Source organism: Pseudomonas sp. AC532, assembly GCF_979258965.1.
Window position 1 is genome coordinate 688,555 of record NZ_OZ409888.1, and the last position, 14,567, is coordinate 703,121.

Genomic DNA, 14,567 nt, shown 5'->3' on the forward strand with positions numbered 1-14,567 from the left:
ATCGATTTTTTTCACGTGGCGTAATGGGCTGGGCGTTTCGTCGAAGCCCGATGCCGGCTTGGTGATCAAGACATTGGATGTGGCCTATGAGCAGCGTGGACGCCGACAGACTTTATCAAACCGTCCGGGGAAATGGGGTAGAACCTGAGGACATTCATTTGTCCTTAAGTCCGCCCGAACATGTGCCTACAGCAACTGTGCAATCAGTTTCGCCCATGATGAACATCACAACTGGCAGTCCATCATCAGCCATTGTCAGGGCTAGAGATGCAAGTAGATTTATGTCATCGGAGCTCGGGCGTGACGAATGCTTGGGCGGGTGTGAATGCCAATCACCGATGTAATCGACAATCCCAGCGGTTCTCCGACGTGTATCAAGAAGCACTTCTTCCTGTCCCTCGTATCCTCGAATGAAGGAGGTGGGAGTGGAGATGCTATCTGGAGGGGCGGGCATTCCTTTGACTATATTGATCGTCTTCAACTGGTGGTCAGTGTATCCGAGCAATATTCCACCGGTTTCATTGGGTAGTTCCTGGCGTCTGAGACTGCGGACTTGTTCAATAAAACCTTGATCCCACCGGACTGTCCAGCCATCTGAGCGTGCTTCCCTTGATTCAAAAATGGTTATTTCATGCGCTGCAACGCCGCCGGTCTCATCGCTTACATCCCATACACACGCTCGCGCCTCCGATTTGGCCTGGCTCAGCCTTACCTGCCGGCTGAGTAGTGATGCGTGGAGGCGAATCAGTTCAACAGAAAGCCTGAGGGAAATATCTCTGCACCCATTCCCGACCCATTCACCTTTATTGTATCCGTCAAGGTGGAGTTCCCCCCACGGCGATTCAAGGATTGCACGGTAGTATTGAGCTTCAATACTCGATATCCGAATGCCCCTGGCACGGTCTTCGAGAAGCAATACTGAGCTCTTACCTGAAGGAGTAAGGAATACGCTTACAGTACGAGGGGTTTCATTGCGCTCACCCAACTCCCTCGGCACATGCAGCGTCGTCGTGGCGTCCACTACTAGGTTAGCGTTGCTTAGCGCCGCAGAGACATCCACATTTTCGTCGACAACACTCGCGTCAATTGCTATGTGAGGTAGTTGTTCCGGAAATATTTGATCTAGGATGCTTTTAACAGCTTTGACTTTCGGTGATCCGATATCAGAATCCAGAATGATGTGCCGCGCTAGGTTGTGAGGCATGGCTTGGTCAGGATCTATCAAAGTCCATTGACCCCAAGACTCTCTCGTCCACATTTCCACCATGGAGCTGCCGAGAGCACCTACTCCAGCGATCACTCCTTCAAAATCCGATTCTGCAGATTCCAAGCATGACAATGATCGGATTAGTGGCTTGTCGAGCTTATAACGAAGCTGGGTTGGCAAAATCGAAATATCTTTCCAGCGCTCCTCTAGCGCACGGCCTACTAGTTCTATGGGGTTCCAGCTTCCTTGATACTCGTCATAAAACAACAAGCCACAAGCTTCTCCAAGATGCAGCAGGGAACTGGTAACCCAGTAGGCGAGATCGTCAACTTTCTCCACTGTCCCGTTGCGGAGCCTTGGAACCGATAGCAAAACAAGAACGCATTTTGGACGCTGTTCATTGGATGAAAGATCAGTGACCGAAATCAACTGCTTGATTGCTTTGGTAAGCTCTTCAAAAAAGGAACAGCCACGAATCGCCACCCATTGGTCAAGGTCTCCGAGGGTCGCGGGAAAGCGCTCGACGCGCGAGCTTTCAACAGGCGGCAAATTAACGCGAAGGGTAGGGATCCCTTTCATTCCACATGCCGTTGCTGCGTTCGCATCTACGTAGTAACCAAGGTAAGTAGTGACCTCAGTGCTACCGGACTCTGCTTCGCCAAGGATCAAACGCCGAGTAGGATCTAAAGACTCCTTTGCGTGTTTAGCGGGCAAGATGATTTGGAACGGTGTATTAAAAAATAATTGTTCCATCGGCTGGTCACCCAGGTGGAGCAAGTTTTCGGCTGATTCCCGTAACCACCAAAGCACCCGAGCGAGAAACTTTTGAGGTGTCCAGGAGCGCTGTATCTCTGACCATGTGCTGTTGTACAAGCATAAGGAAAGGGGCTCTCCGGTACGGGTGTAATTTTGATGGCCTAGGATGGGGAACTCACTTCTTAAAACCCTCACCCCAACAGGAGGGTTTTCCTCCATGTTCACAGTGAGGGCAAGCCACTCCTTACGCATAATGCCGTTTGGGTTGCGGGCCCCGACAGACCCGTCGCCCGCCTTTACTACAATTATTTCGGTCAGGCCTGCGCCGTCTGATAGCGACCGAACTTCTTGGATCTGGAAGTATTCATGCTTTTCGCATGCTCGATAGATTTCCGCCGACAATGGAAGTGTCAGTGCCTGCGTACCATCTCCGAGTGGGTTACCCCACTCGATGAGATTAAGGCTCACTTCCTAGCTCCTGCCCGAGGCGCCGCCGCTGCTACAGCACTGCTCGCCGCCGCGATCCCTACAGCTGCTCTCACCAAGCCTGATGATGTGACCTCGAACCGGATTGTCTCTGGTTTGGCCTTGTCACCGACACACAGGAAAAGCCCATTGATGTCATCGAGGATGGACTCGTACTCACGCTTAGCTCGAATGCAAGGTGGGTCGTTTTTGTCGTCGACCACTTTTTTGCTGCTGGCGACAATAATCGCACCGTGACGAGCCTGAGCCAGTGCCGATCTAGCATCTTGGGATATCTCGGCATCCTCCCCGTAGGTTGACCAGCTGTCGTGAGATAAGGCATGCCATGAGCAGTGATGTGGAGCCAGAAGAAGATCGTACTCAAGCACTTCAGGAGTGTCTTTGTAGCGATTCCAGATTCGCTCCCAGATCGAGGTATGTGCATCGCCACCCGTCAGAAAGAGAGTTTTATTTCGGCTGAATGACGACGGAGCCAGTTCGATACTCAAAATCACACTCGAGTGATTTTTCGAAAGAGTCTCTTCAGTCTCGTCATCTTGCTTGGGCATAGGTGCCAAGAGTCTTGCGCTGAAGAAGTCACCGTAGGTATGTCCGCCAATGGTCGAGAAGGTCTCCCCTGTCTTCACAAGGATTGGTTGGATGTCGTCGGTTTTGCCTCCTTCATCCTCGCCGAAAACTCGAACGGCATTACCAACCACTGCGTAGCCAAGTTCCTTCCAGCGAAGGACTCGACGCCTTGCTTCAACATGAAAGGCGTGGGCGTCATCACACAGTGTTAGACCGAGCGAGTTACGTCTCCGAAAAATCATAGGAGACGACCACATCTCACGAATCACGATTCGCTTTTCAGCCTGCGGCTTTTTATCGTCCGGGTAGTTCTCAATCGGCCCAAGCCAAAAATGCTTGCGCACGCCGAGGCAGTGATCTTCATCAGGATGGCTGAGAAGAAACGCATCCACGTAGGGGCGTTGGTCTGCGTCGGTGAGCAATTGCTTCCTCAGCTCCCCCGCAACATCCGGCGTCTCATCCTCAGGATCATCTGCCGCTTGGCGAATGCGAACATCAATGATGATGGTAGTGGCCTCGGCGTTAGCCAGCCGCACCATGGTCATGTCGCCGTTACCCACCGGGAAAAACGCAATTTGTCCAGCCATGGTGCACACCCCCAAGAAGAAGACGCGGATCGTCGTGATGGCAATACGGTACCCATAAAAACTAGATGGGTCTACTTTTTAGTAGTGTTACAATTGCATCATTCATTGCGCTAGGCAGAAAAAATGACTGACCAACTACCGAAAAAGGCAGGCCGCTGGGGGCAGATGCGCCGCTTGGAGTTCATTGACTTCAGGCTTTTGTGGGAAGGAAGGGTGAACCGGGCTGATCTGCTAGATTTCTTTGGAATTTCTGCTCCACAGGCTTCTTTAGACTTTGCTAGCTATCTGGAGCAAGCACCAGGAAATGCGGTCTATGACAAAACCGTTAAGGCCTATGTGGCCACGGATGCATTCACCCCGAAATTTGCTCCTGATGATGGATTGCGTTATCTGGACGAGCTTCTTGCACGGGAGATGGGCGTAATTGATGAAGCTGAAAGCTTCATCGGTTGGGCCCCCCCGATGGATTCGGTGCCTAACCCTATCCGTCTCGTCGATAAGCCGGCGCTGATTAAAATTCTTCGAGCTATCCAGCGCCAGGAAGCGCTTGAAATTAATTACCAATCAATGAGTGGGCCGGATCCAACCATCAGGACTATTGCTCCACATGCATTAGGGTTTGACGGCTATAGATGGCATGTACGGGCCTATTGCTTCAGACGTAACCAACACATAGATTTTGTTCTCGCAAGAATACTTTCGCTAGTTTCAAAAGATCTGCCTTCCATGCCGCCTTTCGATAAGTTATGGCATACCTATGTACAGGTGATAATTGGAGCAAATACTGAGTTAGACGAGGGGCGGCGTCGTGCAATCGAGCTGGATTACGGAATGCAGGATGGTCAAAGTACGTTGACCACCCGGCAATCTCAGCTTTGGTATCTTCTACAAAAACTTGGTCTCAGAAACCAAAATCCTGATCCCAAGGCACATCAATTGGTGCTTCTCAATCCGCAAGAATGTCAGGAATGGTTGGGTGAGTAATTTAGCCCACATACAATGATTCAGACCGATATTTGCAAATCTAACTAATGGATTAAACATGGTTGCGATATTAGAGATGGTGAAAGATCCTTACGAACGAAAGGCTAGAGTGATACCAGGGCTTTTGGTTTCCTTACCGCTGCTTGTGCCTTTGCTCTGCGTTTATGGAGCTAAACATCCGGTACTTACCAGTGTCATTGGACTTTTGGCTGGATGTGGTGCGATCTACGCGTTGGGGAGCGTTGCTCGTGGTCGAGGAAAAAAGCTGGAGGAAAAGCTGCTAAAGAAATGGGGCGGAATGCCTACGACTCTAGCTTTGCGTCATAGTGATAAATTCTTGGATAGCGTCAGTAAGCAAAGATATCACCAACAGATATCGTCAAAACTAGGGATTGAGATGCCTAGCGAACAGGACGAAAAATCGGATCCTGCTAAAGCTGATGATATCTATATTGGTGCGACTAAGCGCCTCAGGGAATTAACTCGTGGCAATAAAAATCTCCTACTGAAAGAAAACATCGCATATGGCTTTCATCGAAATATGGTCGCGATGAAGGCCGTAGGAATTCTGTCTTGCCTCTGCGGATTAGGATACGGCGGACTGATTGGGGGAATAATTCGGGTCGAACCGCCTCATTTTGAGCCGACTCATTTGGCAGATCTAGGGCTTGCAGCAGGGCTCACAGTTCTTATTTCTGGGTCACTTTTGATGGCCTGGTTATTTTATTTCGACAAGGATGCTGTAAAGCGGATGGGATTTGTCTACGCGGAGCGCCTGTTCGAGTGCCTTGGCTCCTTACCAAATCCGAGGTCAAGAAAGAAACCAGCCCAAGCCCATGTGGAGCCGTAGGCTCATACGGATTTATTTTTAGAAGCAGTAGTCAATTATAATTATGCATGGAGGCAAAATGCCCACGATAAAAAGTTTATCCGTTGGTAACGGCGATATGTTCTACATTCTTCATGGCGGTGATAATTTCACTATGATTGATTGTAATCTGAGCACTGAAAATTCTGATGAGATTATCGCCGAGCTCAAGGAAGTGTCAAAAACCAAAAGTATGCGACGCTTTATCTGCACTCATCCGGATGAAGATCACTTCAAAGGCATCGAAAAGCTCGATAAAAAGTTTCCTATTGCAAATTTTTATTGCGTAAAAAATAAGGCTCAAAAGCCAGATCTAACAGATTCATTTCTTCATTATTGTGCCCTGAGAGACGGAGGTAAGGCTTTTTTTCTCGAAAAAGGTTCAAAGCGGAAGTGGCTAAACCAAGGTGATGAGGAACGCGGATCTTCCGGTTTGCAGATCCTTTGGCCGGATACCTCTAACGCCGTTTTCAAGGAAGCTCTGCGTAAATGCGACGCTGGTGAAAGCTTCAATAATGTTTCATGTGTATTGAGATACTCTGTCAGTGGCGGGGCAAGTTTCCTTTGGTTGGGTGATCTAGAAACCGACTTCATGGAAAGTATTTTTGATGATATCGAGCTAACAAAAACAACAGTCGTATTCGCCTCTCATCATGGTAGAGCATCCGGCAAGATTCCAGACTCTTGGCTTGAAAAACTTGATCCGCAGATCATTGTAATTGGTGAGGCGCCATCGCGGCACCTTCACTATTATACAGGCTATAATGTGATTACCCAGACAAGGGCGGGTCACATTACAATGGATTGCGTAGATGACATGGTTGACATCTATGTTACGAATGAAAAGTATGAGCGCGATTATCTTGATGATCTAGGGAAACGTGCGTACCCCGGATACATCGGCTCATTAGCGGTTGAGACTGAATACACACTTTAATTCAGTAGGCTGCCATGAGGTGGTTACCCCATTTGACAACCGCCTTAATTTACTTTGGCGGATTCAACCGGTCGGCGCAACGTAATGATTTAAGCACTCGGCAGGAGTCGCAAAGTCGAGTGTTTCACGTGGTCGCTCATTCAATCGTCTCGCTACCTCATCGAGCTTGTCTTGAGAGTACTCAGAGAGATTCATGCCTTGGGGAAGGTACTGTCTCAACAGTCCATTCGTATTATCGTTTGAGCCACGTTGCCATGGGGATTTGGGGTCGCAGATGTAGACTTGGATGTTCGTTGCCATGGTAAATCGCTTGTGCGCAGCCATCTCTTTGCCTCGATCCCAAGTCAGAGATCGATAAAGCTCTTGAGGTAGTTTCTGAGCGTTTTCTATAAGCGCATCAATGGCCTACAACGAGAGATCTCGATATTTCCTCACGCTCTGCCATCGTAAGCGCGAGCCTTGAGCGTTTACGTATCGGCGGTCGTATCCCTCCTGTCTGCGCCAAAATACGCTGTATTGAGGAGTGGTTGCAATCAAAGAGCTGGGCGATCTGCTGGAGAGAATCTCCCTCTCTCCAGTGCTCCCAGATCAACGCCTTCTGGCTTTCGGTGTAATAGATTCGAGGTCCTTGCTTCATCTGCAACACTCCTCCTGCTTACGCAGGAATTATGGTGTTGCGTTGACCAATTGAATCCGCAGCCGAAAGCGGTCACTTTCGATGTGGTGGGCGCCACCGCTTCTACTACGGCTTATGCCCTACTACGCCACAGTATGTTGCCCTGCCAAAACCCACGGGCTAGACTGCGCTCGTCGTGGTAAATCCCGCGACCGGGTGTAGCAACCTGAGATACCAAGACGTGGCAACGTCATAACGCATAACCAGTGTGTAAACATTGTGTTATCGCGTATCTATGGCGGGCCGTACGGGGCAGGCTTAGGCCTGGCCGGTTCCCTTGGTTCCCGGTTTGCTACCCCCGTGCGGTCCGCCTCCATATCGTGTAGCAACGATTGGTGGCGGCTCCTTAATCGAACCAAGGAGCAGAAGGATAATGCGCTACCTCCTTTTTACCCAAGAGCTCCGCCTTGGGCTTTCGGTCTTGCTGTTCACTTCTGATCTGGAGGTGCGCCATGGCTGAGCTCGAACCCTGTGTAATACCTTTTCCGCTGCGGCCCAGCCCGCTGCATGAATCTGAACGCTCTCCCCTACCCTCTGAAGCCGCTGCCGAGACGCGAGCAGTCATGCTCGGTAATCTGCTGGATCAACTGGCTGAGCCTGAAGGCTTGCAGCCGGAGAATCTGCGTGTGCGCATCACGGCTTACTCGGCTTTGGATCTGCTGGACGAGATGGTCGTTCTGTATCGCCGCGCGCTTTCTGAAGTGCGAGGAGGTGCGGGATGAGTAAGGACTTCACGACATGTCTGCCGCCTCACGATGGTCACCCTGGCATGGAGATTCAGTGGGCCGCTGACTGCAGTGATGCGTTCGATCAAGGCGTAAAGCTGGCGCACACTTGGCTCGACTGCTCCCGTAGCGGCTGGCTCTGGGCAGCGATGATCGCAGAGCGCGATCTGCTGCCGCGGGCCATTGAGAGGCGCGCCTTTGAAGTGGGCTTTCTGAGTCGCATCCATCAGCGCCTGCGGTCTGGCCAAGGCAGCACTCAGCCCGAGATTCGCTGTACGTCTGGTGACTACATCGTTCAGAGGAAGGCAGAGCCTGTGCTTGAGGCATGTTGTCACGGCTGACCCTGAGTCGATGTCAGATGGCTGTTCGATCGATCTGTTCTCACGCCGGAAAGGCAGGTTCTGGACTAGCGGGGTTTGTGGTATGGGCGCAAGGCCTGCCCGCGCTTCGTTAGCTCAGCGCTGGACGTTTGCTGGCAACGACCTGCCAGCCCGCCGTGGGCTGCGGCAAGTCGCGAGCGCTCGCCTGCCGCCTTCGCGATTTTGTGGATGCCGTGGGGCATGCCTGCTGCTCGCCAATACGCCTTGTGCGTTTTGGCTGGGTAAAGCCTGCGCGCTGCGCTTGCTGGTGGCGCCTGTGAGATCGGTGGAATAACGGTCTTGCTGTTTCCTCTGACCCTATCACGGCGTTCTCGCCGTCAAGGGCTGCTCGCGCTTCGCGCGATTGCGGCAGGGCCGGCTGTGGCCCCCTGACTGCTGCGCTGCACCGTGCTTGTGCCGGTTCCGGGCAATTCCGCCCGTGCAACTGGAGAACGATCATGTCGCAGCTTACTTTCGCCTTTGACTCCTCCCTGCTGGTTCGCGACGAGCAGGGTCGCTACGCGCCAGCCACTGCCGAGCAGATCCTGGCAGCAGCTCGCAAGGTGATCGATCAGAAGATGCAACGAGGTGAAGCGTTCACATCACCGGAGCTGGTCAAGGAGTACCTGATCGCCAAGCTGGCAGGTTTCGAACACGAGGTGTTTGCGGCATTGTTTCTGGATGCCAAGCACCGGCTGATCGACTACGTAGAGATCTTCCGCGGCACTATTGATAGCGCCTCTGTATACCCGCGCGAAGTGGTCAAGGAAGCACTGCGTGCAAATGCCGCCGCAGTGATCTTCTCGCACAACCACCCCAGTGGAAATCCAGAGCCAAGCCAGGCAGACAAGACACTGACGCAACGGCTCAAAAAAGCCTTGGCACTCGTCGACGTCCGCTCGTTAGATCACATCATCGTGGCAGGCCAACGCACGGTGTCGTTTGCCGAGCAGGGTTTGCTCTGAACTGCAGGGGGCTTCGGTCCCCTTTTTTGCTGCGCTGTAGGTCAGATGTGCGCAGTGCTTTTCGTCTATGGACGTTGATCGAAGACTTGCCGGGCTGCGTTCACGACCCCTTGCTGCTCGAATGCCCAAGCGGTCAAAGGCTGAAGGGCTTTGCCCAGTGAGAAGCCGAGCGCTGTGAGTGTGTATTCCACCGATGGAGGCTTTGTCGGGAAGACTTCACGGGTCACCAGACCGTCCCGTTCCAAGTGGCGCAGCGTCACCGTCAGCATCCGCTGCGAGATGCCCGGCACTTGGCGCTTCATCGCATTGAAGCGGCATGGCCCGGCTTCCAACTGAAGAACGACCAGCACGCTCCACGCATCACCGAGGCGGTCGAGAATGTCCCGCACAGGGCAGGAACCCTCCCATGTAGGCACGGGGTTCGCGCGGGAAGGCGAGGACATATCCTTGCCGTCAGAAGATGATGTTCCCAGATGCTCGAGCATTTATCGGTTCCCCTGGTGTGCCTTAGGCATCGCCACGTGCGTTCTTCCCTGCCCAAGCGAATTAGGGCAAGTTCCTTTCAGCACTCTAGTACTGAAGGAATATTGGCATGATTGTTATCACAGGTGGAAACGGACAATTGGGCCGGGCGGTCGTCGCCGCCTTGCGCAAGCGCATCGATCCTTCTCACTTTGCGGTCAGCGTTCGCGATGCGGACAAGGCCGCTGACCTCGCAGCGCAGGGCATCACCATCCGGGGCGACTCCGATTACTCGGATAGCGACAGCATGGCACGAGCGTTCGATGGCGCACGCACCGTCTTGATCATCTCGGGCAATGCGCCGGTTGACGTGCGACAGCAGCAGCAGCGCAACGCGATCGACGGTGCCAAGCGTGCGGGTGTGCAGCACATCGTCTACACGAGTGTTCTGGATGCCATGACGCCGAACTCGCCCTTTCCGTTCACAACTGTCCACCGCGACACAGAAGCGTATCTGGCCGACAGCGGGCTCTCGCACACAATTGCGCGCCATACCGCTTACGCCGAATTGAACCTGCTGTTCGCAAAGGGTGCTCTCGCAACCGGCAAGCTCTCGATGCCGACGGGCAACGGTCGCGTGGCCTTTGCCACCCGCACCGATCTAGCCAATACGCTGTCCGTGCTCATCGCGACGAACGATCATGCGCAGCGGATCTACAAGCTGACCGGGCCTGTCGCCTACTCCTATGCCGATGTCGCGGCGGCTCTGTCGGAAGCGGTCGGTCGCACAATCCCGCACGACGACTGTTCGCCTGAGGCCTATGCTGCTGGACTTTTGGCTGCCGGTCTGCCGCCATTCCTGGTGGAAAGCATGGTCGGCATGGCCGAGGCCATTCGGCAGGGTCTGTATTCCGAAGCATCTGGGCATATTGAACGTCTCACAGGGCAGCCTGCGGATGACGGTCTGACGATCCTGCGTCGGGTGGCCCCTACCTTGCTCCAAACAGCATAACGGGCACGCCGGTAATGCTCCTGGGGTTTATGGCATGCAACAGGAGCGAAACCGGCGTCATAACCCTACAACGAGAATTGCACACGTAATGAACGCTCAGATAACGAACCATGAGGGTGGACGAGGATCAGACCCCGTTCTCCACTATTTCTATGATCCCCTGTGTGGCTGGTGTTACGCGGCGGAGTCGCTCATCGAGGTCGCGCGGGACATTCCCAGGCTGCGGATCAAACTGCACGGCGGCGGCCTGATCCCGAACCCGGTGCGGTTGCCGGAAGCGAAGCGCAAGCAAATCCGGGTCGCCGATGGTCGAATTCACGACCTCACGGGTCAAATTTTCGGTCCAGCCTATCTCGACGGCCTGCTCGATCATCCCGACTCGATCTGGCATTCGCCACCGACGATCGCGGCGGTGCTGGCTGCGGAGACGATGGCGGAGAGCCTGGCGTTCCCTATGATCGCTGCGATTCAGAAGGCTCATTACGTAGATGGCCGCCGCGTCGTCGATGTAAACGTCCTTGCTGATATCGCCGCAAGCATCGGGCTAACCGAAAGCGAATTCCGCACCCAATACGAATCGGCATCGGTCGCTGAACACATCGAAACGTCTCAGGAGATGATGCATCAGTTCGGTTTGCACGGTTTTCCGACATTCGTTCTGGAGCGTGCAGGTCGGTTCGCCCGGCTCCAGCATGAGCCGCTGTATGGCAAGCCCGATGAGTTCAAGGTGCTCCTCACCTCGCTCTTGGAGCACGCGCCTGCTTAGAGGCGGGCGCGACCTGCTAGACTACGTTCAGGGCCTTCCGCGACGCCTTGGACATGATGGAATCAGAACGACGCTCGCAGAATGTCAATGCGGTCCTGAACGGCATGGTGCGGGCATTGTCGACGATGGATGATTCCGAGTAGTTCAGGCCAGTTCACCATATGGGGGATGGCGAGGCCCTCGCTATGGCGGGTGATGAAACGGTCGCACAGACCTGTGATTACGCGCGCCTTGCCGCGGCCCTGTCACCACGTGGTCGCCGCCTTTGCAGCCCCGGTCGTCGAGTAATTGAACTCCAATGCGGCGTGGTGCCCAACGCCGGCGGCTTACGTTACGAACCCAGCGAGTTAGTCTACTGTCGAGGCAATCGGTACGGCGGTACTATAGCCGAGCGCGCCACCGATCTTGAAGATGATCGCGAGCGTGGGCATGCGTTCGCCACGCTCGATCTTAGCGCGTGGCTGGTATCTACCGGCGTTCGGTCATGCTTGTCAGCGGACGATATGCGATGCTCGATGACGGCATGGGATTCATGCCTGGTGCCGTGGCGGTCGATGATCGAGCAGCGTCTTGGCGAGCAGATCGCCGCCAAAGTGCGCGGCGGCGTGTCATGGCAGGTTGGGCGACAACGAGAGCCGTCCTTGTGATAGCAGCTCGGAATGATCTGATCGCTCAGGCCACCTCGTGCCGCTGCCCTCCTCGTCGCTGATCGAACGGCGACATCTTCCTAAGTTGCTCCAGCACCCAGGTCGCACGGGCCGATAGCGGCCATTCCGCCCGGTGGATCAGCCAGAGCGTATCGACCACCGGCTTGCCACACTCGATGACCCGGATGGCATCGGTCTGTTCGAAGGCTTGGCGCGCGTACCGGGGAATCACGGTGAAACCCAGGCCACGGGCTATCGGTTCGAGGATCAGCGCGATCTGATTGCTGAAGCCATTGCAGGACACGTTGCGGATTCCGGGGTTACCCGGATAGTGACGCACCAGCAGGCGGGTGGCCATCGCCTGGCCGTCAGGATGGTCGATAAAGCCCAGCCGCTCCAGATCCTCCCAACCCTCCACGGCCGCACCGGCCGGCACGACGAGTTCCAACGGCTCCTCGATGAATGACGTGGCGACCAGTCGCGGGTCGTCAGGCTTGAGCGTGACCAGGCCCATTTCGTATTGCTTGCTCAGCACGCCATCGCGAGTTTCAGGATCGGGAGCGAAGCGATGACGGATGACCAACCCCGGATGGGACTGCTGCAAGGTCAGCAGCAGCGGATAGAGGGCGAGCCCCACGCTGCCGGGCGTGATGAGGCTGATTTCCCCGCTGCGCACATTGGCATCGGACAGGCGAAGTTTCAGGCGCTTGTCGGCCAGTTCGATCTCGTTGCAGTATTCCAGCAACGCCATGCCTGCGGGAGTCAGTTCGATCTGCCGGGGACGGCGGATCAACAAGGGGCCGAGTTCTTCCTCCAGATGACGTGCATGCTGGCTGACCGCGGCCTGTGTCAAACCCAACCGATCTGCCGCACGCGTGAAGCCCCCTGTTTCGACCAGGGCAACGAAGGAGCGCAGCCAGTTCGGATTCGTCATAACGAACTCTTATCCAATTGATAAGGTTTCATTAGACCAAACATCGGTCGTATACGCCTACGCTTGCGGAGATTCTTTCTGCCAAAAGGCCATCGCCATGTCTCTGACATACCCTCGCAGTTTTTCGCACATCGGCCTGTCGGTGACCGACCTGGACGCCGCCGTCAAGTTCTATACCGAGGTCATGGGCTGGTATCTGGTCATGCCGCCGACCACCATCAGCGAGGACGAAAGCGCCATCGGCGTGATGTGCACCGACGTTTTCGGCGCCGGCTGGGGCTCGTTCCGCATCGCCCATCTGTCCACTGGCGACCGCATCGGCGTGGAAATCTTCCAGTTCCCCAATGCCGAAAAGCCGGCCAACAACTTCGAATACTGGAAGACCGGGGTATTCCACTTCTGCGTACAAGATCCGGACGTCGAAGGTCTGGCCGCGAAGATCGTGGCGGCAGGCGGCAAGCAGCGCATGCCGGTGCGCGAGTATTTCCCTGGCGAGAAGCCGTACCGCATGGTCTACACGGAAGACCCGTTCGGCAACATCCTTGAAATTTACAGCCATAGCTATGAGCTGACCTATTCGGCCGGCGCCTACCAGTAAGCGGAGGACGCTCGCATGCATAACGGATCGTTGTCCTCGCTGCCCGCCCACTTCCGCGCATGGCGCTGGCAAGGCAGCGCCGAACCGCTGGAACTGGCGCTGGAGCAGGTGTCGCTGCAGCCGCCGGCGGCTGGTGAGGTGTTGGTGCGCAATGCCGTGATCGGAATGAACCCGGTTGATTGGAAGGTGCTCGGCGGCGGGCTGGTCGATTGGCAACCGGGCCATATCCCCGGCGTCGATGGTGCTGGTGAGGTAGTTGCCGTCGGCGAGGGTGTACCCACCAAATGGCTGGGCCACCGCGTGGCCTACCACACCAGCCTGCACGGCCATGGCAGTTTCGCCGAGTACGCACCAGTGGCTGCGCGTGCGCTGCTGCGACTGCCCGACGGGCTGTCTTTCGAGGTGGCCGCCAGCATTCCGTGCCCGGCGCTGACTGCGTGGCTAGCCATCGAAAAAGTGCCGGTGCAGCCCGACCAACATCTACTGGTCAGCGGCGCCGGCGGTGCGGTTGGGCAGTACCTCGTGCAACTGGCCGCGGCCCGCGGCTTTGTGGTGAGCGCGATGGCCCATACCCGCCACCACGAACGGTTGCTTGCGCTGGGCGCGCGTGAATGTCTCACCGGGCCGCTGGCCGATGGGCACGCCTGGGACGGCGGCCGACACTTCTATGCGGTGATCGACGCCGTCAGCGACGCTCATGCCCAACGCATGACCACGGCGCTGCGGGCCAACGGCCACTTGGTCTGCATCCAGGATCGCGTGCCCGGATGGCCGTGCCCCCCATTCGGCCTCACCCTGTCAATGCACGAGGTGGCCTTAGGTGCGTTGCATGTGCACGGCGACGACACGGCATGGCAGCACCTGACCACCGCCGGAGAACGGATGCTGAACGAGATCGCCGAGGGACGCCTGCACGCGGAGGCGCGCGTATTGCGCGGCTTCGACGAGCTGGCGCAGCTGTTGGAAGACCTGCGGCACCGGAACTTCTCCGGCAAAGCCCTGGTGCAGATTCGTTAACGTTTACAGAAAAG

The 14,567-nt window shown here is 55.4% G+C and carries 15 protein-coding genes and 2 pseudogenes; 11 read left to right on the plus strand and 6 right to left on the minus strand.

Annotated features, from left to right (window positions below; genetic code table 11):
- Positions 1-154 precede the first annotated feature (154 nt).
- Both cap2-3 and mblB read right to left on the minus strand, forming a co-directional pair.
- Complete coding sequence (gene cap2-3, locus ACZ0AV_RS03285) at positions 155-2,431, minus strand: anti-phage 6A-MBL system cap2_3 protein (RefSeq protein WP_499149707.1); 2,277 nt, start codon at positions 2,429-2,431, stop codon at positions 155-157.
- Positions 2,428-3,603, minus strand: coding sequence for an anti-phage 6A-MBL system MBL-fold protein (mblB, locus tag ACZ0AV_RS03290; RefSeq protein WP_499149708.1), 1,176 nt, complete (start codon positions 3,601-3,603; stop codon positions 2,428-2,430). Before mblB ends, cap2-3 begins: the two co-directional genes overlap by 4 nt.
- A gap of 123 nt (positions 3,604-3,726) precedes the next feature.
- On the opposite strand from mblB, the gene ACZ0AV_RS03295 reads away from it, so the two are divergent.
- Genes ACZ0AV_RS03295 through ACZ0AV_RS03305 form a run of 3 tightly spaced genes read left to right on the plus strand, consistent with a single transcriptional unit; the run spans position 3,727 to position 6,392 of the window.
- The gene (locus tag ACZ0AV_RS03295) at positions 3,727-4,587 is read left to right on the plus strand and encodes a helix-turn-helix transcriptional regulator (protein ID WP_499149709.1); all 861 of its coding nucleotides are present in this window, start codon (positions 3,727-3,729) and stop codon (positions 4,585-4,587) included.
- A 58-nt stretch (positions 4,588-4,645) separates the two neighbouring features.
- Entirely contained in the window at positions 4,646-5,437 is a 792-nt protein-coding gene (locus tag ACZ0AV_RS03300) for a hypothetical protein (protein WP_499149710.1), read from the plus strand.
- Between the two features lie 58 nt (positions 5,438-5,495).
- Complete coding sequence (locus ACZ0AV_RS03305; protein WP_499149711.1) at positions 5,496-6,392, plus strand: ComEC/Rec2 family competence protein; 897 nt, start codon at positions 5,496-5,498, stop codon at positions 6,390-6,392.
- A 63-nt stretch (positions 6,393-6,455) separates the two neighbouring features.
- Here the strand turns inward: ACZ0AV_RS03305 and ACZ0AV_RS03310 are convergent.
- A pseudogene (locus tag ACZ0AV_RS03310) lies at positions 6,456-6,794 on the minus strand (IS30 family transposase); the annotation flags it as partial.
- Positions 6,790-7,029: a helix-turn-helix domain-containing protein gene (locus tag ACZ0AV_RS03315; RefSeq protein ID WP_499149712.1), complete on the minus strand. Its 240-nt coding sequence runs from the start codon at positions 7,027-7,029 to the stop codon at positions 6,790-6,792. The gene ACZ0AV_RS03315 and the pseudogene ACZ0AV_RS03310, both read right to left, overlap by 5 nt.
- A 491-nt stretch (positions 7,030-7,520) precedes the next feature.
- Between ACZ0AV_RS03315 and ACZ0AV_RS03320 the strand changes: the two genes are divergently transcribed.
- From ACZ0AV_RS03320 to radC, 3 genes are all read left to right on the plus strand, one after another.
- On the plus strand, positions 7,521-7,790 hold the full coding sequence (locus ACZ0AV_RS03320) for a hypothetical protein (protein WP_499149713.1): 270 nt from the start codon (positions 7,521-7,523) through the stop codon (positions 7,788-7,790).
- 47 nt (positions 7,791-7,837) lie between these two features.
- On the plus strand, positions 7,838-8,134 hold the full coding sequence (locus ACZ0AV_RS03325) for a LasR-specific antiactivator QslA (protein ID WP_499153281.1): 297 nt from the start codon (positions 7,838-7,840) through the stop codon (positions 8,132-8,134).
- 476 nt (positions 8,135-8,610) lie between these two features.
- Positions 8,611-9,117, plus strand: a complete 507-nt coding sequence (gene radC / locus ACZ0AV_RS03330; RefSeq protein WP_499149714.1) for a RadC family protein — start codon at positions 8,611-8,613, stop codon at positions 9,115-9,117.
- Between the two features lie 65 nt (positions 9,118-9,182).
- Here the strand turns inward: radC and ACZ0AV_RS03335 are convergent, their stop codons facing one another.
- Positions 9,183-9,602: a winged helix-turn-helix transcriptional regulator gene (locus ACZ0AV_RS03335; RefSeq protein WP_499149715.1), complete on the minus strand. Its 420-nt coding sequence runs from the start codon at positions 9,600-9,602 to the stop codon at positions 9,183-9,185.
- 107 nt (positions 9,603-9,709) lie between these two features.
- Between ACZ0AV_RS03335 and ACZ0AV_RS03340 the strand changes: the two genes are divergently transcribed.
- The 3 genes and pseudogenes from ACZ0AV_RS03340 to ACZ0AV_RS03350 form a co-directional block, all read left to right on the plus strand.
- Complete coding sequence (locus ACZ0AV_RS03340; protein WP_499149716.1) at positions 9,710-10,591, plus strand: NAD(P)H-binding protein; 882 nt, start codon at positions 9,710-9,712, stop codon at positions 10,589-10,591.
- Positions 10,592-10,679: 88 nt separating this feature from the next.
- The gene (locus tag ACZ0AV_RS03345) at positions 10,680-11,357 is read left to right on the plus strand and encodes a DsbA family protein (protein WP_499149717.1); all 678 of its coding nucleotides are present in this window, start codon (positions 10,680-10,682) and stop codon (positions 11,355-11,357) included.
- Between the two features lie 454 nt (positions 11,358-11,811).
- A pseudogene (locus tag ACZ0AV_RS03350) lies at positions 11,812-12,004 on the plus strand (DUF3363 domain-containing protein); the annotation flags it as partial.
- A 25-nt stretch (positions 12,005-12,029) separates the two neighbouring features.
- Here the strand turns inward: ACZ0AV_RS03350 and ACZ0AV_RS03355 are convergent.
- Positions 12,030-12,938, minus strand: a complete 909-nt coding sequence (locus ACZ0AV_RS03355; protein WP_499149718.1) for a LysR family transcriptional regulator — start codon at positions 12,936-12,938, stop codon at positions 12,030-12,032.
- Between the two features lie 97 nt (positions 12,939-13,035).
- On the opposite strand from ACZ0AV_RS03355, the gene ACZ0AV_RS03360 reads away from it, so the two are divergent.
- Both ACZ0AV_RS03360 and ACZ0AV_RS03365 read left to right on the plus strand, forming a co-directional pair.
- Positions 13,036-13,536, plus strand: a complete 501-nt coding sequence (locus ACZ0AV_RS03360) for a lactoylglutathione lyase family protein (protein ID WP_499149719.1) — start codon at positions 13,036-13,038, stop codon at positions 13,534-13,536.
- A gap of 30 nt (positions 13,537-13,566) precedes the next feature.
- Positions 13,567-14,553: a zinc-binding dehydrogenase gene (locus ACZ0AV_RS03365; RefSeq protein ID WP_499149720.1), complete on the plus strand. Its 987-nt coding sequence runs from the start codon at positions 13,567-13,569 to the stop codon at positions 14,551-14,553.
- Positions 14,554-14,567 lie beyond the last annotated feature (14 nt).

Excerpts from the sequence above, each read along its gene's own strand:
- mblB (WP_499149708.1), bottom strand. The coding sequence starts at position 3,603 with ATGGCTGGACAAATTGCGTTTTTCCCGGTGGGTAACGGCGACATGACC.
- ACZ0AV_RS03295 (WP_499149709.1), top strand. The coding sequence starts at position 3,727 with ATGACTGACCAACTACCGAAAAAGGCAGGCCGCTGGGGGCAGATGCGC.
- ACZ0AV_RS03300 (WP_499149710.1), top strand. The coding sequence starts at position 4,646 with ATGGTTGCGATATTAGAGATGGTGAAAGATCCTTACGAACGAAAGGCT.
- ACZ0AV_RS03305 (WP_499149711.1), top strand. The coding sequence starts at position 5,496 with ATGCCCACGATAAAAAGTTTATCCGTTGGTAACGGCGATATGTTCTAC.
- ACZ0AV_RS03315 (WP_499149712.1), bottom strand. The coding sequence starts at position 7,029 with ATGAAGCAAGGACCTCGAATCTATTACACCGAAAGCCAGAAGGCGTTG.
- ACZ0AV_RS03320 (WP_499149713.1), top strand. The coding sequence starts at position 7,521 with ATGGCTGAGCTCGAACCCTGTGTAATACCTTTTCCGCTGCGGCCCAGC.
- ACZ0AV_RS03325 (WP_499153281.1), top strand. The coding sequence starts at position 7,838 with ATGGAGATTCAGTGGGCCGCTGACTGCAGTGATGCGTTCGATCAAGGC.
- radC (WP_499149714.1), top strand. The coding sequence starts at position 8,611 with ATGTCGCAGCTTACTTTCGCCTTTGACTCCTCCCTGCTGGTTCGCGAC.
- ACZ0AV_RS03335 (WP_499149715.1), bottom strand. The coding sequence starts at position 9,602 with ATGCTCGAGCATCTGGGAACATCATCTTCTGACGGCAAGGATATGTCC.
- ACZ0AV_RS03340 (WP_499149716.1), top strand. The coding sequence starts at position 9,710 with ATGATTGTTATCACAGGTGGAAACGGACAATTGGGCCGGGCGGTCGTC.
- ACZ0AV_RS03345 (WP_499149717.1), top strand. The coding sequence starts at position 10,680 with ATGAACGCTCAGATAACGAACCATGAGGGTGGACGAGGATCAGACCCC.
- ACZ0AV_RS03355 (WP_499149718.1), bottom strand. The coding sequence starts at position 12,938 with ATGACGAATCCGAACTGGCTGCGCTCCTTCGTTGCCCTGGTCGAAACA.
- ACZ0AV_RS03360 (WP_499149719.1), top strand. The coding sequence starts at position 13,036 with ATGTCTCTGACATACCCTCGCAGTTTTTCGCACATCGGCCTGTCGGTG.